Here is a 17,494-nt window from a genome sequence, read left to right on the forward strand (position 1 = left end):
CTATCGCATTAACGATTTGTTAACGAACAGCAGGTCGCGGTGGTCGGTTCAGGCCATTGCCGATTCGCATGATGCTTCTGCTCGTTGTCGGCACAGCGCCGGATTTTTTCTTAAATTTTGAGTTGGGTGGACCCCATGACCAGCATTTTGACCAATGCGGCGGCGATGGCCGCGCTGCAAACCCTGCGCATGATCGACAAGAGCCTCGAGACAACACAGGCGCGCGTGTCTTCCGGCTACCGTGTCGAGACTGCGGCGGATAACGCGGCCTACTGGTCCATTGCAACGACGATGCGCTCCGACAATAACGCGCTTTCGGCCGTGCAGGACGCTTTGGGTCTGGGAGCCGCCAAAGTCGACACCGCCTACGACGCGCTTGAAAGCACGATCGAGGTCGTCAAGCAGATCAAGGCCAAGCTCGTCGCCGCTTACGGCGTTGGCGCCGACCGCGGCAAGATCCAGGATGAAATCAAGCAGCTTCAGGAACAGCTGAAGAGCATCTCCGAATCGGCCTCCTTCTCGGGCGAAAACTGGCTGCAGGCCAGCATCAGCAACGGTGGCACGCCGCCGGTTGAAGAATCGATCACGAAAAAGGTCGTTGCATCCTTCACCCGCACGGGCGCAGGCAATGTCGGCGTTACCACCGTTGATTATGTGCTCGATGGCAGTACGGTGCTTTTCGACCTCAGTGGTGGAAAGCTCGGGATTCTCGACAAGAACGCCGTTTTCGTCAGCAAAACGGAATATGAAGTCACTCAGACCTCGACGACTGCGGGTAAGGCGACGAACGCCGGTCATGTCGTCGAGAAGCTCAGTGATGCGCAGATCGGCGCGCTGAATGCCGCGACTGCGGATACGAATACGGATCCGAATATCTATAGTGACGGGACCGCCAATTATCTCCGCCTTGCCGAAAACGTATGGGTGAAGGTGACGGCGACAGATCCGTCGAGCGGTGGCACCACTGTTTCTCCCGCCTATCGCGACACCAGCAGCAACGACTGGTTTTACGACCTCAGCGGCGGGGCGGCTTCCGCCGATCGTTCCCTCGGGTTTTCCGTATCCACCCTCAATCTCGGCAATCTCGATGTTGTCGCCGCAGCCATGGGCGGTTTTGCCGGTGGTGGCACGACCTATACGGATGCCGACGCCATCGACATGATGATGTCCTTCGTCGACGGGCAGCTTGAGGCGATGACCAGCACGGCTTCCAGCCTGGGTTCGCTGCAGAGCCGCATCAGCATGCAGGATAACTTCGTTTCCAGCCTTATGGATGTGATCGACAAGGGCATCGGCCGTCTTGTCGATGCCGACATGAATGAGGAATCGACCAGGCTGAAAGCGCTGCAGACGCAGCAGCAGCTCGGCATCCAGGCTCTCTCCATCGCCAATGCCAACGCGGAAAATATCCTCCAGCTCTTCAAGTAACGGGTTCGACCGGCGTGGGCGCGCGGGGATGAATGGGCGCAGGCTTGCCGATCATGCCCGCCTTCATCCTCGCACAAGTTTGAACACCTAACGTCGGGTCAGTATGGGGCGGATCACATGGCGTGATCCGGCCGGGAAACGTGGAAGAGACGGGCAGGGTAGCAAGGATGACGGTGGTGCCGCCAAACGGCTTAGAGCATTTCCAGGAAAAGTGGACCCCGGTTTTCCGTCTGGAAATGCGGCGAGGCTTTTGCGATTCGCGCGGGCAACAAAACATGTCTGGCCCCTTTCTCCTGTTTTGCCGGAGGCAGGCATGAGCGCGTCCATTGCACGGTTTCTCAAGGACTTCGGTGAAGCGCAACCGCAATCGGCGGCGCCGGCCTTCGGCGACCCGTTGGCCGACAACGATTTCCTGTCCGGTTTTGCCGATGGCGCTTCCGCTTTCGACGAATTTGCCCCCGTTGACGTGGAGAGCGAGAAACAGGCGGCCTACGACCGCGGCCGCGAAGACGCCACCCGCGAGATCACCGAGAAGATGCAGGCGGAGCGGGAAGAGCTGATCGCTGCCCATGCGGCCGAGCTGGAGACCCTGCGTTCGGGCCATCTTGAAGAAATTGCGGCGTCCCTGTCCCGTGGTCTGCGCGAGGGTATCGACGCGATCGCGGCCAATCTCAGCGAACAGACAGCCAATATCCTTGCCCCCCTCCTGACGGAAAAGCTGTCGCTCAAGGCGGTTACGGCGCTGGCCGATGTGGTGCGCGCCGCCATGCCGGATGGCGAAGGGGTTACGCTTGTCGTGAAAGGCCCGAAAGATCTGTTCGAGCGACTGATGACGCAGCCGGGCTTTGAAGAAGAAACGATGAAATTTACCGAGACCACCGATATCGATCTTTCCGTCGAGTTGGGTGAAAGCGTGTTCGTGACGCGCATGTCCGCCTGGGCCTCCAGTCTTCGCAAGGTGATGAAATGAGTGAAGGCGAGAACCACCACCACGGCAAGAACGAGATCATCATCGTCAAGCGCCACAAGGGCGGGCACGACGGCGCCCATGGCGGCGCCTGGAAGATCGCCTATGCCGACTTCATGACGGCGATGATGGCGTTCTTCCTCGTCATGTGGCTGGTCAATGCCGCCAACGAGGAAACCAAAGCCTCGGTCGCCAGCTATTTCAATCCGATCAAGCTGTCCGATGAGAAACCCTCGTCCAAGGGACTGGAAAAGCCTGTCGATAAGGAAGAGGGCGTCCAGAAGAAGGATCAGTCCAACATCCAGGCGGAAAAAGTCACCAAAGGCTCCGCCGCGGCGACGGGCGAAGATCTGACCTCCCAGACCGGTGAGCAGTCGAATTTCTCCGAAGCGGACTTCTTCGAAAATCCCTATTCCGTGCTGGCTGAAATTGCCCAGCAGGTGGGGCAGCAGGCCAATGTCAGCGCCAAGGGCGAGGGCGGCGCTGCTGATTCCGGCCCGGCGACGGGCGCGAGCGGCGGTGAAGCCTATCGCGACCCCTTCGATCCCGATTTCTGGACCCAGCAGGTGAAAATCACCCGCGCCGATCAGCCGCAGAAGCCGGTTGAACAGCAGCAGCTCGCGGAGAACAAGCAGGAGGATGCGGCCAAAAACGCTCAGGCGGTCGCGCTTAAGTCGTCCGAGACACCGGCCGACAAGACGGAAGACGGCAAGCCGATGGAAGTCGCCGCCGTGGTGCCGCAGCAGCGTCCGGACGCCGCAGAGCAGGCAGCGCTTTCTCAGCCCAAGCCGGAGCAGCAAAAGGCCAGCGATGCCGAGTGGGAAAAGGCCGATACCCTGCGCGAGGAAATCGAGAAGCAGATCTCAGGCATTACCGGCAAGCTTTCCGAAGGTCTGGTGGTGACGCCGGCCGAAGGCGGATTGCTGCTTACCATTTCCGACCAGACGGAAACGCCGATGTTCAATATCGGATCGGCCGTTCCCCGGCGTGAAATGGTTCTGGCCATGGAAAAAATCGGCAAACTGCTTCAGGAGCGGGGCGGCAGCGTGGTGATCCGCGGCCATACCGACGGACGGCAGTTCAAGGGCGAGGCCAATGACAACTGGCGGCTCTCCATGGACCGTGCGCACAGCGCCTATTACATGCTGGTGCGCGGCGGCCTGTCGGAAGAGCGGGTAAAGCAGGTCTCGGGTTTCGCGGACCGCAGATTGCAGGTGCCGGCGGACCCTCTGGCAGACGCCAACCGCCGCATCGAAATTCTGCTTGAGGCCGATCGGGGGTGAGTGTGACGAAAACCTCGAAACGCTGGCTTCTTCTTGCGGCGACGCTTTGCGGTCTCGGCTCCGAGCCGAGCAAGGCGTTTTCGCAGTCGCAGGACAATCTGATGCCCTATGCCATGCTGCGCTCCCTGCAGTTCGTGCAGGATTCGGTGGCCATGGGCGACCATTCCGCCGCTGAAATGCAGCGGTTTCTGCTGCAGACGATCGATGAGCGGCTGAAGAGCGCGCCCTCGGCGATCTTCAAGGATCCGCGCAATGTCGATGCGGCGCTCATCTATGCGATGAGCGGCGGCAACCCGGCGACGCTGGAATTGCTGGTCGCGCGCGATGTGGATGGCAATTTCGATAGCCGCGTTGCCGATATCCTGCGCAAATACCTGTCCGGCAAGGGAACGCTGGTCGCACAGAGCATCGCGGCCATGGTGCCTGAATATCGCGGCAAGCGGATTGGCGCCTATCTGGCGCTGATCGGCGGCAATGTGACGATACCGCGCGATCCGCTGGCTGCACTCGGCTTTTACGACATAGCCCGGCTCGAAGCGCCCGGCACAATCGTTGAGGAGGCGGCATTGCGCCGCTCGCTCGCTATCGCGGTTGAAGACGGCGATGCTGCGCGCGGCGTCGACTATGCGCAGCGTTATGCGCGGCGCTTCCTGCATTCGCCCTATGCCAGCCAGTTTGCCGACCTTCTGGTCTCGCTGGTGGTCAAACGCGCCGATTCCATCGGTGAGGAGGCGATACAGGAAACCTTCGCCATGATGGATACCGAGAGGCAGAAGGAAGCCTATCTGCGCCTTTCTCGCCTCGCGGCGATCAGCGGCAAGGATTCGCTGGCGCGTATGGCGGCGTTGAAGGCGAAGGCGCTGTCTCCGTCGCTGCCGGGTGAGCCTGAAGTCCAGGCAAATCTCTATGAAAGCCTTTCCAACATCGGCACACCAGATGTGGTGAGCGCGATCGAGACAATCGGGCAAATCCCCGAAGCGCAGCTTTCGGATCGGGACAGGGCCCTGCGGGAGGCGGCAAGGGCGATTGCAGAGCAGGTGGTTCGTCCTCCTTCCCTGCAGTCCGGTGTCGGTGCAGACACTGCGGCTACGAAGGATACCGGGCGGAATGCGCCCGAAAACGAGGCGACCGCTGCTGATGCAAAGAGCATATGGCGGGTCGAAACCCAGAAGGCTGACGATGAGGGCGATAACGTCCGGCAACTCGTGACGAGCGGCCGTAGCAAGCTCGATGAAATCGACAGCCTGTTGAAGAAAGGCGAGGGGGCACCATGATCGACGCAACCATCAACGCGATAATGAATGCGCCACCATCCGATCCGCGCGCCGGCAGCGCCAGCGTCAGGGACGACGCCAAGGGCGGCAGTTTCGGCGATGCCCTTTCCACGGTCCGGGACGAGCGGCCGCCGCAGGCGCTGCATTCGCGGCATCAGCAGGACAAGAACCCGGCTGAAGAACAGCAGGCACAGGCTGATAGCGAGGCGGAAAAGATGGATGTCCCGGTCAAGCGGCCCGCAACCTTTCTGAATGCGATCGTCAACGAGCATGCCGGCGAAGGTCGTGCCCATGAGACTTTGGCCGAATTTCAGAACGCCGTGAAAACGGCTCGCACACCCGATAACGGCAAAACAGGCAAGAAGCCCAAGGACGACACCGACAAGGATGCCGAGGCGGTAGCCGATGTGATCGATCCGAAGCTGGCGGAACCGCAGCTGGGTGTGGCCAACGCCGCCGATGGGGCGACAGCCAAGACGCCGGTTGAGGAAATTGCACAGGCGATTGCCGGCAAGACCGACACGGTGAAAACAGCCCGGGCTGAACCTGTCCGGGGCCAGGCCGTGCATCTGGTCAAGGCCCCGCCGACAGGCATTGCCCCTGCCGGTAACGAGGCGGGTTCGGCTTCCGAAAACGAAGGCGATGCCTCGGCATTCCGGTTCTCGTCTCCGCGTTCGGGCGCGGCCCGGGCTCTCGATATGAGCACGGTGCAGCGTGAGGGGCGGGTCGAGTTCGATGCACGGGAAAGCACCGGCAAAGCGGCAGAAACCATCACGGTCCTCGATTCGCGGCGTTTCATCGGTCTGGCGCCTTCGACCAACGCTTCGGCCCTGACCGGCCTGATCGTCAATGATCCGGAATGGGTGAGCGCCATGCAGCCCGGCTCGTCGCTTTCCAATGCGGCGGCCCAGAGCAGCACCGGCAAGGTTGTGCATACGCTGAAGCTGCACATGACGCCGATCGAGCTCGGATCGGTGACGATGTCGCTGCGTCTTGCCGGTGACGAGCTTGCCGTTCACATGACGGTGGAGAGCGTTGCAGCCTATAAAAAGCTTCAGGACGACAGCAAGAACATCCTTGAGGGTCTCAAGGCGCAGGGTCTGACGGTCGATAACATCACCATCAGCATCGCTTCTTCCGACAAGAGTGACCAAACGGGCACACAGGGCAACAATCAGCAAAATCAGCAGGCGCAGCAGCAGGGCCAGCAGGCCGCCGCCGGGCGCAACCGTGACGAGTCCGGAGCACGGGGCAGTCGGCAAGGCAATGGCGATAATTTGGGGGTGCATAATGAAGGCATGGATGGCGCTCCTGGCTCTGCCCGCTCTTCTGCTGACAATGGCGTCTACCTCTGAAAACGCGTCGGCCTCGGCGACATCAGGCGTCTGTGAAAGAGAGATCCAGTCGGCGGCACGCAAATATGGCGTGCCGGAGGGAATTCTCTATTCGGTGGGCCTGACCGAGACGGGCCGCAAGGGGCGGCTCGACCCCAATGCCATGAATATCGAGGGAAAACCGGTATTTGCGACCTCCACCGAGGAAGCCCTGATGACTTTCGAGGCGGCGAAGCGCAACGGCGCCAAGCTGATCGACCTCGGCTGCATGCAGATAAATCATTATTTCCACGGCGAAAACTTCTCATCCCCGCGGGAAATGTTCGATCCGCGTCGCAATGTGGAATATGCCGCCATGTTCCTTCGCAACCTTCACAACAGGCATGAAACCTGGACCATGGCGGTCGCCCGTTATCACGCCGGCCCCAACAATGACCCGGCGCAGAAGAAATATGTTTGCCGCGTCATCGCTAATCTGGTGGCGACGGGCTACGGGAAATGGACTCCCAACGCGAAAAATTTCTGCGACGGGTAACAACCTGAAATTGCCTTCAGGCGCCGCAGGACTCGTATTTTGAAATGTGGCGATAGATTGATCAAAAAAAGGCATTTCAAGCGGTTTTTTCGGAATTTTGAAATTTCTACACAAAAATTTTGTGCCATATATGGTTAATACCCACTATATATAGATCAAATCGGCACAAAATGGTTAATCAATTATTAATAACTATCGATGATTTCCTACAGTTGTCGCTGAATCCCCCGATTCGTACCAATGCCTCATTGGAAAACACCACACTGATTCGGAGGCGGACGAATGATCGTAGTGGTTGATGAGCGCGAGCTCGTTAAAGACGGCTATACATCTCTATTTGGGCGTGAGGGCATTCCCTCGACCGGGTTCGATCCGGTCGAATTCGGGGAGTGGGTCTCGACGGCAGCGGAAAGCGATCTGGCGGCTGTGGAAGCCTTCCTGATCGGCCAGGGCGACCGGAGCTTTGCTTTGCCGAAGGCGATCAGGGATCGCACGACGGCGCCTGTCATCGCGGTCAGCGACCAACCCTCGCTGGAATCCACGCTGGCGCTTTTCGACAGCGGCGTCGACGACGTCGTGCGCAAGCCGGTTCATCCCCGTGAAATCCTTGCACGTGCGGCGGCTATCCGCCGCCGGCTGCAGGTCATCTCGAACTTCACAGATGCGGGGCCGATTCGGGTTTTCTCCGACGGCCGCGACCCCGAAGTGGGTGGCGAGGTATTTCCCTTGCCGCGCCGTGAGCGCCGTATCCTCGAATATTTGATCGCCAATCGCGGACGCCGCGTTTCCAAGGCGCAGATTTTCAATGCCATCTACGGCATCTTTGATGACGACGTCGAAGAAAACGTTGTCGAAAGCCACATCAGCAAGCTGCGCAAGAAGCTGCGCAAGAAGCTTGGCTACGATCCGGTCGATTCCAAGCGGTTCCTCGGCTACAGCATTGATTGGCAATGATTTTCATTGACCCGCGTGGTCTTTTTCAAACGCGGTATTTCCGACAGCTTCACGCAAGCCAAACGCTTTACCTTCTCCCTGAAGATGACCACGAGGGTTTTTGAATGAGTATTTTCGGCACTATGCGAACCGGTGTGTCCGGCATGAATGCGCAGGCGAACAAGCTGGGGACCGTGGGCGACAACATCGCCAACGCAAGCACCACCGGTTACAAGCGTGCATCCACGTCGTTCTCCTCGCTCGTTCTGCCCTCCTCATCGGGCAGCTACGCCTCAGGCGGCGTACAGTCCAATGTTCGCTACAGCATTTCGGAGCAGGGAAACCTCTCCTACACCACCTCGAGCACTGATCTTGCGGTTCAGGGCAACGGCTTTTTCGTGGTTCAGGATGGTGCAGGCACGCCTTATCTCACACGTGCGGGCTCCTTCCAGAAGAATTCCGAAGGCTTCCTGGAGAATGCGGCCGGCTTCAAGCTGATGGGCTATCCCTACGGAGCCAATCCGCCGGCTGCCGTCGTCAACGGCTTTACCGGCCTCGAAGCCATAAACATCAACGACTTCGGTTTGACGGCTTCGCCTTCCACGCAGGGCAGTTTCCCGGCCAACCTCAATCGTGACGAGGCAATCGTTGCCGCGGGATCGCGTCCGAGCGACAACGTTGCGACCTCGACGGTTGGCGCAAAGACTTCGCTGACAGCTTTTGATAGCGGCGGCGCCAAGGTTCTCTACGACTTCTATTACACGCGGATCGACAACGACGCTTCCGGTAACCCCCAGTGGGAAGTCAGCGTATATCGTCAGGACCAGTCAACGGATGGCGGCTTCCCTTATACGGCAACCGCGCCGGCGACGCTTGTCAAGGAAAGTGTCACGCTGACCTTCGACCCGGCTACCAATAAGCTCACCAGCGGATCCGATAAATCGATAACGATCAACGACAGCAACAGCGGTGTGGCGCAGGCGATCGATATCGACATGTCGCAGATGACGCAGTTTTCCTCGAAGTTCACGCCCGGTACGGCCGTTCTGAACGGTAACGGTCCGAGCCAGATCAAGGATGTCGAAATCGGCAAGGATGGTTTGGTGACGGCGGTCTATCAGGATGGCGGTCGCCGCAACATCTACCAGCTGGCGCTGGCCACCGTACCGAGCGTCGACAATCTGAGCCCGCAGAACGGCAACGTCTATCTGCCGAGCAACGAGTCGGGTGTCGTCACCATCGGCTTCCCGCAGTCGGGCAGCTTCGGTTACATCCAGAAGGGTGCGCTGGAAGGGTCGAACGTCGATATCGCCAGCGAACTCACCGACATGATTGAATCCCAGCGTATCTACACAGCGAATTCGAAAGTCTTCCAGACTGGATCGGATTTGATGGACGTCCTGATCAATCTGAAGAGATAATACTTCTCACGAGGACAGATGAATGTCGCTCACGTCAGCAATGAATACTGCGCAGTCGATTTTCAATAATACAGGTAAGCAGACGGACGTTACCTCGAAAAACATTGCCAATGTCGGCAATGCGAACTACGTCAAGCGAACCGCCATTCTCGGCACGACCATGGCTGGAGCGAGTATCGTCTCCAACGGTCGTGCCCAGAATGAAAGTCTTCTCAGGCAGACAATCTCCAGCTCTTCTCTTGCTTCCGGCCAGAGCACCGTGCTCAACGGCCTTCAGGAAATGAAGAGCGTTTTCGGCGGCAACGATTACGAGAGTTCGCCGGCCACCTATATGAAGGAACTGCTGAAAAGCCTGGACGCTTACGCGGCCAAGCCGAGCGATGCCGCTCTGGCGGCGACGGCCGTCACCTCGGCCACGGATGTCGCCAGTTCCCTGAACAAGGCTTCGAGCGAATTGCAGGCGATGCGTCTGCGCGCCGACAAGGAAATCTCCCTCCAGGTCGACAAGCTGAACGGGCTGCTCGCGAAGTTCGAGGAAGCCAATAACGAGGTCAAGGCGCAGACGGCGATCGGCGGCGATCCAAGCGACGCTCTCGATCAGCGCGAAGCGCTTCTGAAGGACATCTCCTCCATCATCGGCATCAATGTCGTCAATCGCCCCAACAACGATGTGGCGCTTTATACGACTGACGGTGCGACGCTGTTCGAGATCGTGCCGCGCAGCGTGACCTTCAAGACGCAGCCGGGCTACGATGCGACGACCACGGGCAACGCCATTTATGTCGATGGCGTAACGCTGAAGGCGGGCAGCGGCAGCAACACAACGGCGGAAGGATCGCTTCAGGGCCTGATGCAGGTGCGTGATGATCTGGCGCCGACGATGCAGAGCCAGCTCGACGAAATCGCGCGCGGCCTCATCACCATGTTTGCGGAAAAGCCCGCGGACCCGACCAGCGGTCTGCCAGACATGCCTGGCCTCTTCACCTACGGTTCGCCGTTGGCGACGACAATTCCGCCGGACGGAACTGTCTCTCCGGGGCTCGCGGCCAGCATTACCGTCAACCCGGCGTTAATTATTTCCAAAGGTGGCAATCCGGAATTGTTGCGTGACGGCGGTATCAACGGTACCGATTACGTGATCAATACCGCAACATCGGGTGGAACCGGTTTCTCCGCCCTGATCCGCAGCTATGTCACTGCTTTTGACGCGCCCATGAATTTTGCCGCGTCGACACGTATCGATACGAATACCAGCATCCTGAAATACGGCACCAACTCGATGGGGTGGCTCGAACAGGAACGTTCCGGCGCGACTTCGGCAAACGAAGCGAAAAGCGCGCTTTATGAGCGCTCCGCCACTTCCTATTCGAACAGCACGGCGGTCAGCCTGGACGAGGAACTGTCACTGCTCATGGATATCGAGCAATCTTACAAGGCCGCGACCAAACTGGTGACGACCGTTGATGAAATGCTCAAGTCCTTGATGGACATGGTGAGGTAAACGATGAAAACGTCATTCATTTCATCGCTGGCGATGCAGAACAGCATGCGCAGCACCATCCTCAAGGCTCAGCTTGAGATGACCAATCTCAATACCGAGCTGACGACGGGCAAGCATGCCGATCTCGGCGTGACGCTGGGCGCCAATACCGCCCGCAGCCTCGATCTCAATCGCGATATCGACCGCATCACCTCGCTGGTCAGCGTCAATTCGATTGCAACGCAACGCCTCAAATCCTCGCAGACGGCGCTGGACGGCATGGCGAAGGCCGCGCAGGAGATTCAGAAGGTTCTGGTCCCCAATACCAGCAGTGAAGCACCGACGCTGTCGACGGTCGCCCAGACCATCTCGAATGCGTTCAACAACTTCACCAGCTTCGCCAATACAGCGGTCAATGGCGAGTATCTGTTCTCCGGCATCAATACGGATGTGAAGCCTGTCGATGACTATTTCGCGGATGGATCTCCGCTGAAGGAAGCCTATGAGACGGAGCTGAACGCATTCATGGCGGCGCAGACGCCGCCGGTGGGTGATTTCGCCAGCCTGTCGAAACCGCAGGTCGAAGCGTTCATGACCCATATCGAAGGCGTGTTCAACGGCACGACCACGGTCACGAACCCGCCGCATAGCAGCCTGACGGCCGGCCAGAACTATGATTTCTGGACGACCTTCGGTTCGAAGGCGAGCGACACCAACATGACGAGCCGCATCAGCCAGAACGAGGTTGTCGAAACGTCGAGCAACAGCAATTCGCAGGGCATGCGTTATTTCGCATTGACCGCGATGACGTCCATGACCTTCCTCGACGCGAAGGTGGACAGCGGCATCCGCGAAATGGTGGCGATGAAGTCGGTGACCAATATCGGCACCGCCATCAACGGTCTGAACCAGCAGCAAAGCCAGCTCGGTCTTTCCGAAAGCCGTGTCTCGAAAGCCAATGATTCGCTGGAGGCCCAGAAGAAGATCATCGAAACGCATCTGCTGGATATTGAGGGGATCGATACCTACGAGGCGAAGACCCGTCTCGATCTGCTGCAGCAGCAGATTGAAATCGCATACAGCCTCACGTCGCGTCTGCAAAAAATGAGTCTGGTAAACTACCTCTGATGAACAGAGGTGGCGGCAGATAAAGGATACATGAATGTACCAGTTTTCCTACGCCGAAATCATGGAGGATGGTGTCGCCAACGCGAAAGATCGCGAGCGGCAGGCGTTGACCAAATCGATCGACCTTCTGGTGGAGGCAAGGGACTCCTCCTCGCAGCGGCCCACGATCGAAGCACTTTTTTACACTCGACGGGTCTGGATCCGCTTCATTGAGGATCTCAAGCAACCCGACAACCAGCTGGCCATGGAACTCAGAGCCAATCTGATCTCCATCGCGATCTGGATTTTGAAAGAGTGCGAACTGATCCGGAAACGTCAGTCGACGAATTTCCAGGGCATAATTGACGTGACAACCATCATCAGGGATGGACTGAAATGAAAAGTACACTTCGAATTTCGCTGAAATCGGGCGAAAAGATTTTCATCAACGGCGCGGTTCTGCGTGTGGATCGCAAGGTGGCGCTTGAATTCCTGAACGATGTCACGTTCCTGCTTGAAAACCACGTTCTGCAGCCCGACCAGGCGACGACGCCGCTCAGACAGCTTTATTTCATCGCGCAGATGATCCTCATCAACCCGGAAGGGCGCGATCAGTCGACCAACATGTTCCGCAAGTCGGTCAGCATGCTGCTGAATTGCTTCCAGCATGACGAGGTTCTGGCGGAACTCAAGCGGATCGACGGGCTGGTTGCGTCAGGCAAGGCTTTCGAAGCGCTCAAAGCTATTCGCGGTCTTTATCCGATCGAGGAAAAAATCCTCAACAATCAGGAGATGACCCCGGCAACGATTGAACAGATTCGCAAGGAGATCGCACCATGGCGGTAGATGCAGTCAATGCGGCAGCGGCAAACCCCTGGGCGAATGCCGGGGCGAGCAGCAGTGACAAGAACGCGGCCTCGCTGAACTATGACAGCTTCCTGAAACTCCTCATCGCCCAGATGAAGAACCAGGATCCGACCAGCCCGATGGATGCGGGTCAGCAGATGTCGCAGCTGGCAAGCTTCTCGCAGGTCGAGCAGACCATCAAGACCAACACCCACCTGAAGAGCATGCTGCAGGCGGAAGCCCTGACGCGCGCGTCCGATCTCGTCGGCAAGACCGTCATGAGCTCCGACGACAAGGTCACCGGCGTGGTCAAGGAAGTGCAGGTCTATTCGGACGGCGTTGTCGCCATCACCGAAGCTGGTGACAAGGTACTGCTGCAGGCCGGCGTGACCTTCTCGAATGGTCCAATCAAGAGTACAGCTGATGGTGGGACCGATTCGAATAAGCCGGCTGGTTCCTGATATTGAAGAGGCGGCATGACGCCGCCTTTCCGGAATAAGGATGCGACGATGAACGAGGCCGATGCGCTTGATATCATGCAGGCGGCAGTCTGGACGGTTCTCGTCGCGGCCGGTCCGGCGGTTCTCGCCGCCATGATCGTCGGTGTCGTCATTGCCTTCATTCAGGCCCTGACCCAGGTTCAGGAAATGACGCTGACCTTCGTTCCCAAGATCGTCACGATCATGCTTGTCCTCGGTGTCGCCGCCCCCTTCGTGGGCGCGCAGATATCGCTCTTTTCCAATCTCGTCTTTTCCCGCATTCAATCTGGCTTCTGACGCCCGTCCGCTATGGATGCCACCTTCGCGCAAGCTTCGGCGGCTAGGGATAGGTTGAAGCATCGGGCCGAATTGCGTTCGCTTTTCGAAAACCGGTGCCGCGGAACCGTGCGGCGGCTTTTCCGTCGCCCTTCTCATGAAGAGACAGGACGATTTTATGGCGCAACCACCAGTCATCTCCTTGCCCAAGGTAAGTCCGAGCATGCGAGACATCGGTTTCGCATTGGGCATTGTGGCGATCCTCTGCGTTCTCTTCCTGCCCATTCCGGTCATTCTGGTGGATATTGGCCTGGCGTTTTCGATTGCGCTTTCGGTGCTCATCCTCATGGTGGCGCTCTGGATTCAGCGGCCGCTGGATTTCTCGTCTTTCCCGACCGTGCTGCTGATCGCGACCATGATCCGCCTGTCGCTGAACATTGCGACGACGCGTGTCATCCTGTCCCACGGCAATGAAGGGCCGACGGCGGCCGGCGGCGTGATTGCGGGCTTCTCCAGCCTCGTCATGTCCGGCGACTTCGTCATCGGTCTCATCGTCTTTCTGATCCTGATCACCGTCAACTTCATCGTCATCACCAAGGGCGCAACGCGTATCGCCGAAGTCGGCGCCCGCTTCACGCTGGACGCCATCCCCGGCAAGCAGATGTCGATCGATGCGGATCTGTCCGCCGGCATCATCGACGAAAAGGAAGCGCAGCGCCGCCGCCGCGAACTGGAAGAGGAAAGCTCCTTCTTCGGTTCGATGGACGGTGCCTCGAAATTCGTGCGCGGCGACGCGATCGCCGGTCTCATCATCACCGCGATCAATATTTTCGGCGGCATCATCATCGGTTATTTCCGCCACGGCATGCCGATCGGCGAAGCGGCCGACGTCTTCGTCAAGCTTTCGGTCGGTGATGGTATCGTCTCGCAGATCCCGGCCCTGATCGTATCGCTGGCCGCCGGCCTTCTGGTATCACGCGGCGGCACCGCCGGCTCGACGGATCAGGCGGTCGTCAATCAGCTGAGCGGTTATCCGCGCGCGCTGATGGTCTCGGCCATGTTGATGGGACTGCTCGCCGTCATTCCGGGCCTTCCCTTCCTGCCCTTCATCTTCCTCGGCGGCATCATGGCCTTCGGCAGCTGGTATATTCCACGCCAGGCGGAAGCCGAAAGCGCGCTGCGGCGTCAGGAAGAGGAGAACAAGGTTCTCCAGACCACCGAGGCGGAAAAGGATTCAGTCAAGCAGGTGCTGAAGACGGCCGAGATCGAATTGGCGCTCGGCAAGCAGGTTTCCACCCGTCTTCTCGGCGCGCATCAGGAGCTGGCTTTCCGCGTCGGCAAGATGCGCAAGAAATTCGCGAGCCAATACGGTTTCGTGGTGCCCGAGATCAAGGTCGCCGACGACATCATGATCCCGGAAAAGGCCTATCAGATCCGCGTCCACGGCACGACCATCGCCTCCAGCAGCCTGCGCGTCGGCGATGTTCTTGTCGTGACGGGTGCAGGGCGCAAGCCGAGCATTCCGGGCGACGAAATCCGCGAACCCGCTTTCGGCATGCCCGCCGTCTCCATCCTCGAAACCTTCACCGAGGATCTGAAGCGCGAAGGTTTCCACCCGATCGACAACGTCTCGGTGGTGCTGACGCATCTGAGCGAAGTCATCCGCAACAACCTGCCGCAGCTCCTGTCCTATAAGGACGTCAAAATCCTCATCGACAGGCTTGATCCCGAATACAAGAAGCTGGCCGACGAGATTTGCTCGTCGCATATGTCCTATTCCGGCCTGCAGGCGGTGTTGAAACTGCTGCTCGCCGAGCGCGTGTCGATCCGCAACCTGCATCTCATTCTCGAAGCCGTCGCCGAACTCGCGCCGCATGTGCGCAAGACGGAACAGATCGTCGAACATGTGCGGGTGCGCATGTCGCAGCAGCTCTGCGGCGATCTGGCCGACAATGGCGTGTTGCGTGTCCTGCGTCTCGGCAACAAGTGGGACATGGTTTTCCATCAGGCGCTCAAGCGTGACCAGAAGGGCGAAATCGTCGAATTCGACATCGATCCCCGCCATCTCGAGGAGTTTTCGGAGCAGGCCTCGAAAGTTATCCGTGAATTCATGGATCGCGGCCTGCCCTTTGTCCTTGTAACCTCACCGGAAACGCGGTCCTATGTGCGCATGATTATCGAGCGACTCTTTGCGACCCTGCCGGTTCTCTCGCACGTGGAACTTGCCAAGGGTCTCGAGATCAAGATTCTGGGCGCCATTTCATGATAACCGACCCGCAAGGGACAATTATCGCATTGTTCCTTGCTATTTGCCGTATCGGCGCCTGTTTCATGACCATGCCGGGCTTTTCCAGTTCGCGCATCTCGCCGCAGATTCGCATGCTTCTGTGCGTCGCGGTATCCATGGCGCTTCTGCCGGTGCTATGGGACACGATCTATCCGAAAGTCTCCGGCGCAAGCCAGGGTACGGTCGTCGGCCTCATCTTCACCGAGGTCGTCATCGGTTCGATGTATGGCCTGATCGCGCGGTTCTACACGCTGGGTTTTCAGTTTACCGGCGCGCTCATCGGCGCTTCCATTGGCCTCAGTGCGCCTGGCGGTGCCGATGTCATCGAAGACGTGCAGGAAAACCAGATATCCAACTTCATCACTTTGGGCGGCCTGCTGGTGCTGTTCATATTCGATTTCCATCACATCGTTCTCAAGGCGCTGGTGGATTCCTACACCGCCACACCGGTCGGCGCGCTCATCAGCGGCCAGAAGATGCTGATTACGCTGACCGATACGCTGAGAGCCTCCTTCTCGATCATGCTGCGGCTCGCCAGCCCCTTCGTGATTTACGGCCTGATGTTCAACGTCGCGGTTGGCCTCATCAACAAGCTTGCGCCGCAGATCCCGGTCTTCTTCATATCGACGCCCTTCATTCTCGCGGGCGGCATTTTCATGCTTTATCTGTCGGTCGCGGCCCTCATCCGGCAATTCGTGGATGGTTTCGGCCCGGTCTTCATCGGCTTTTGATCGGGAGAAAACGCCATGGCTTCGGACAAGCGCTCGGCCAAACTCAAACGTCTGGTAACGGTTCAGCGGCACATGGAGAAAATGGCCGAGGTGGAGCTGGCCGACACCACCCGCACCCGCACCGAAGTGGCGCAATCCATGGAGAACGTGCTGGAGGCGATGAGTTCCATGGAGCCGGTGCATCAGACATTCTCCAAGCATTATTCGGACCGCTACGGCCGTCTCGTTGTCCAGGACCGCCAGCTTGAAGGCGTCCAGCAATTTCAGGAAAACAAGGTCCTGAAGGAAAAGACCAAGGCCGACAGGCTCGAGGACAGGATGCATATTGCCCGCGATCTAGAAGATCGCGAGGCCGATGATAATGCAATCTATGATTTGTTAGAAATTACGAATGTTTCCCACACACCAGCCTCCAGCAAGGTTGGCGATCCATAATCTGTCCCATTGTTGCATCGCGGGCGTTTTTGAGGACGCCTCCGGCGATGTTTCTTGATTGAGCGGATGTGCCGGCTTTCTGTGCCGCCCATTCGTCAGCTCGGGAGATCTGGACGTGGCGATATCGGTGATAAGTGATCTGGTGATGGATGTGGTTCGCGCTGCGGATCCCCAGGAAGTTCAGGTTGCCCAGGAGAAACTCAAGGCGAACAAGGCGGCTTTTGCCGCGACCAGCCTTGCCGATGCCGGCAAGGGTTTTGGCGCCGCGGTCGACATGCTGGATGGCGCTTCCTCGAAGGCTGGCCTCGGCGACACCAATATCCGCGCGGCCCGCACCGAAATCCCGGAAACCTATCGCAAATATGAAGCCTCGGTACTCCAGACCTTCGTGGCCAACATGCTGCCGAAAGACAGCGAGGAAGTTTACGGCAAGGGTAATGCCGGCGAGATCTGGAAAAGCATGATGGCCGAACAGTTTGCCGACACGATCTCCAGAAATGGCGGCGTCGGCATTGCGGAACAAGCTTACAAGGATGCGCTGCGGAAGGCCGAAAGCAAAGGTATTACCGACGTATCGATGAATGAAAAAGACCATAATGCTGCAATTCGGATGGTGGCGGAGTTCGAGCGGCAGGTCCTCGGTGTTTCCAATGAGAAAACAGACGAGGCTTGAGAATG

18 protein-coding genes are annotated in these 17,494 nt (G+C 58.5%); all 18 read left to right on the forward strand.

What is annotated here, in order from left to right:
- Nucleotides 1-135: 135 nt before the first annotated feature.
- The 18 genes from ASB65_RS02265 to ASB65_RS02350 all read left to right on the forward strand — a co-directional run bounded on the left by ASB65_RS02265 (nt 136) and on the right by ASB65_RS02350 (nt 17,489).
- Nucleotides 136-1,428, forward strand: coding sequence for a flagellin (locus tag ASB65_RS02265; protein ID WP_003503391.1), 1,293 nt, complete (start codon nt 136-138; stop codon nt 1,426-1,428).
- 313 nt (nt 1,429-1,741) lie between these two features.
- On the forward strand, nt 1,742-2,398 hold the full coding sequence (locus ASB65_RS02270; RefSeq protein WP_060722898.1) for a hypothetical protein: 657 nt from the start codon (nt 1,742-1,744) through the stop codon (nt 2,396-2,398).
- Nucleotides 2,395-3,678 (forward strand): MotB family protein, encoded by a 1,284-nt coding sequence (locus ASB65_RS02275; RefSeq protein WP_060722899.1) that lies wholly within the window; start codon nt 2,395-2,397, stop codon nt 3,676-3,678. Before ASB65_RS02270 ends, ASB65_RS02275 begins: the two co-directional genes overlap by 4 nt.
- Nucleotides 3,675-4,952 carry a chemotaxis protein MotC gene (gene motC, locus ASB65_RS02280; protein WP_003503386.1) on the forward strand — a complete coding sequence of 426 codons (1,278 nt, stop codon included), beginning with the start codon at nt 3,675-3,677 and terminating at the stop codon, nt 4,950-4,952. Before ASB65_RS02275 ends, motC begins: the two co-directional genes overlap by 4 nt.
- Nucleotides 4,949-6,307 carry a flagellar hook-length control protein FliK gene (locus ASB65_RS02285; RefSeq protein ID WP_060722900.1) on the forward strand — a complete coding sequence of 453 codons (1,359 nt, stop codon included), beginning with the start codon at nt 4,949-4,951 and terminating at the stop codon, nt 6,305-6,307. The genes motC and ASB65_RS02285 overlap by 4 nt, the downstream gene beginning before the upstream one ends.
- Entirely contained in the window at nt 6,255-6,821 is a 567-nt protein-coding gene (locus ASB65_RS02290; RefSeq protein WP_060722901.1) for a lytic transglycosylase domain-containing protein, read from the forward strand. Before ASB65_RS02285 ends, ASB65_RS02290 begins: the two co-directional genes overlap by 53 nt.
- 282 nt (nt 6,822-7,103) lie before the next feature.
- Nucleotides 7,104-7,775 carry a response regulator transcription factor gene (locus ASB65_RS02295; RefSeq protein WP_003503381.1) on the forward strand — a complete coding sequence of 224 codons (672 nt, stop codon included), beginning with the start codon at nt 7,104-7,106 and terminating at the stop codon, nt 7,773-7,775.
- Nucleotides 7,776-7,879: 104 nt separating this feature from the next.
- A complete protein-coding gene (locus tag ASB65_RS02300; RefSeq protein WP_060722902.1) occupies nt 7,880-9,175 on the forward strand; it encodes a flagellar hook protein FlgE in 1,296 nt (431 codons plus the stop codon).
- Between the two features lie 22 nt (nt 9,176-9,197).
- Entirely contained in the window at nt 9,198-10,676 is a 1,479-nt protein-coding gene (gene flgK, locus ASB65_RS02305; protein WP_060722903.1) for a flagellar hook-associated protein FlgK, read from the forward strand.
- Between the two features lie 3 nt (nt 10,677-10,679).
- The gene (locus ASB65_RS02310) at nt 10,680-11,783 is read left to right on the forward strand and encodes a flagellar hook-associated family protein (protein ID WP_020010439.1); all 1,104 of its coding nucleotides are present in this window, start codon (nt 10,680-10,682) and stop codon (nt 11,781-11,783) included.
- Between the two features lie 34 nt (nt 11,784-11,817).
- Nucleotides 11,818-12,162 (forward strand): flagellar biosynthesis regulator FlaF, encoded by a 345-nt coding sequence (flaF, locus tag ASB65_RS02315; RefSeq protein ID WP_003503365.1) that lies wholly within the window; start codon nt 11,818-11,820, stop codon nt 12,160-12,162.
- On the forward strand, nt 12,159-12,608 hold the full coding sequence (gene flbT, locus ASB65_RS02320; protein WP_003503362.1) for a flagellar biosynthesis repressor FlbT: 450 nt from the start codon (nt 12,159-12,161) through the stop codon (nt 12,606-12,608). Before flaF ends, flbT begins: the two co-directional genes overlap by 4 nt.
- Entirely contained in the window at nt 12,599-13,069 is a 471-nt protein-coding gene (flgD, locus tag ASB65_RS02325) for a flagellar hook assembly protein FlgD (protein WP_003503359.1), read from the forward strand. The genes flbT and flgD overlap by 10 nt, the downstream gene beginning before the upstream one ends.
- A 48-nt stretch (nt 13,070-13,117) precedes the next feature.
- Nucleotides 13,118-13,384: a flagellar biosynthesis protein FliQ gene (gene fliQ, locus ASB65_RS02330; protein WP_003503352.1), complete on the forward strand. Its 267-nt coding sequence runs from the start codon at nt 13,118-13,120 to the stop codon at nt 13,382-13,384.
- A gap of 157 nt (nt 13,385-13,541) precedes the next feature.
- Nucleotides 13,542-15,629 carry a flagellar biosynthesis protein FlhA gene (gene flhA / locus ASB65_RS02335; RefSeq protein ID WP_003503351.1) on the forward strand — a complete coding sequence of 696 codons (2,088 nt, stop codon included), beginning with the start codon at nt 13,542-13,544 and terminating at the stop codon, nt 15,627-15,629.
- Entirely contained in the window at nt 15,626-16,381 is a 756-nt protein-coding gene (fliR, locus tag ASB65_RS02340; protein ID WP_003503350.1) for a flagellar biosynthetic protein FliR, read from the forward strand. The genes flhA and fliR overlap by 4 nt, the downstream gene beginning before the upstream one ends.
- 15 nt (nt 16,382-16,396) lie before the next feature.
- A complete protein-coding gene (locus ASB65_RS02345) occupies nt 16,397-16,816 on the forward strand; it encodes a hypothetical protein (RefSeq protein WP_003503349.1) in 420 nt (139 codons plus the stop codon).
- A gap of 115 nt (nt 16,817-16,931) precedes the next feature.
- Nucleotides 16,932-17,489 (forward strand): rod-binding protein, encoded by a 558-nt coding sequence (locus ASB65_RS02350; RefSeq protein ID WP_003503348.1) that lies wholly within the window; start codon nt 16,932-16,934, stop codon nt 17,487-17,489.
- The last annotated feature ends 5 nt before the right edge of the window (nt 17,490-17,494 follow it).

Origin of the sequence: Agrobacterium tumefaciens str. B6 (assembly GCF_001541315.1) — a bacterium.
Classification (GTDB): Bacteria; Pseudomonadota; Alphaproteobacteria; order Rhizobiales; family Rhizobiaceae; genus Agrobacterium; species Agrobacterium radiobacter.

Bases quoted from the DNA above. Each gene is read 5' to 3' on its own strand.
- flhA (WP_003503351.1), top strand. From the start codon at position 13,542: ATGGCGCAACCACCAGTCATCTCCTTGCCCAAGGTAAGTCCGAGCATG.
- fliQ (WP_003503352.1), top strand. From the start codon at position 13,118: ATGAACGAGGCCGATGCGCTTGATATCATGCAGGCGGCAGTCTGGACG.
- ASB65_RS02295 (WP_003503381.1), top strand. From the start codon at position 7,104: ATGATCGTAGTGGTTGATGAGCGCGAGCTCGTTAAAGACGGCTATACA.
- ASB65_RS02290 (WP_060722901.1), top strand. From the start codon at position 6,255: ATGGCGCTCCTGGCTCTGCCCGCTCTTCTGCTGACAATGGCGTCTACC.
- ASB65_RS02285 (WP_060722900.1), top strand. From the start codon at position 4,949: ATGATCGACGCAACCATCAACGCGATAATGAATGCGCCACCATCCGAT.
- flgK (WP_060722903.1), top strand. From the start codon at position 9,198: ATGTCGCTCACGTCAGCAATGAATACTGCGCAGTCGATTTTCAATAAT.
- flaF (WP_003503365.1), top strand. From the start codon at position 11,818: ATGTACCAGTTTTCCTACGCCGAAATCATGGAGGATGGTGTCGCCAAC.
- ASB65_RS02310 (WP_020010439.1), top strand. From the start codon at position 10,680: ATGAAAACGTCATTCATTTCATCGCTGGCGATGCAGAACAGCATGCGC.
- flbT (WP_003503362.1), top strand. From the start codon at position 12,159: ATGAAAAGTACACTTCGAATTTCGCTGAAATCGGGCGAAAAGATTTTC.
- ASB65_RS02270 (WP_060722898.1), top strand. From the start codon at position 1,742: ATGAGCGCGTCCATTGCACGGTTTCTCAAGGACTTCGGTGAAGCGCAA.
- ASB65_RS02300 (WP_060722902.1), top strand. From the start codon at position 7,880: ATGAGTATTTTCGGCACTATGCGAACCGGTGTGTCCGGCATGAATGCG.
- ASB65_RS02275 (WP_060722899.1), top strand. From the start codon at position 2,395: ATGAGTGAAGGCGAGAACCACCACCACGGCAAGAACGAGATCATCATC.
- fliR (WP_003503350.1), top strand. From the start codon at position 15,626: ATGATAACCGACCCGCAAGGGACAATTATCGCATTGTTCCTTGCTATT.
- ASB65_RS02345 (WP_003503349.1), top strand. From the start codon at position 16,397: ATGGCTTCGGACAAGCGCTCGGCCAAACTCAAACGTCTGGTAACGGTT.
- ASB65_RS02265 (WP_003503391.1), top strand. From the start codon at position 136: ATGACCAGCATTTTGACCAATGCGGCGGCGATGGCCGCGCTGCAAACC.
- flgD (WP_003503359.1), top strand. From the start codon at position 12,599: ATGGCGGTAGATGCAGTCAATGCGGCAGCGGCAAACCCCTGGGCGAAT.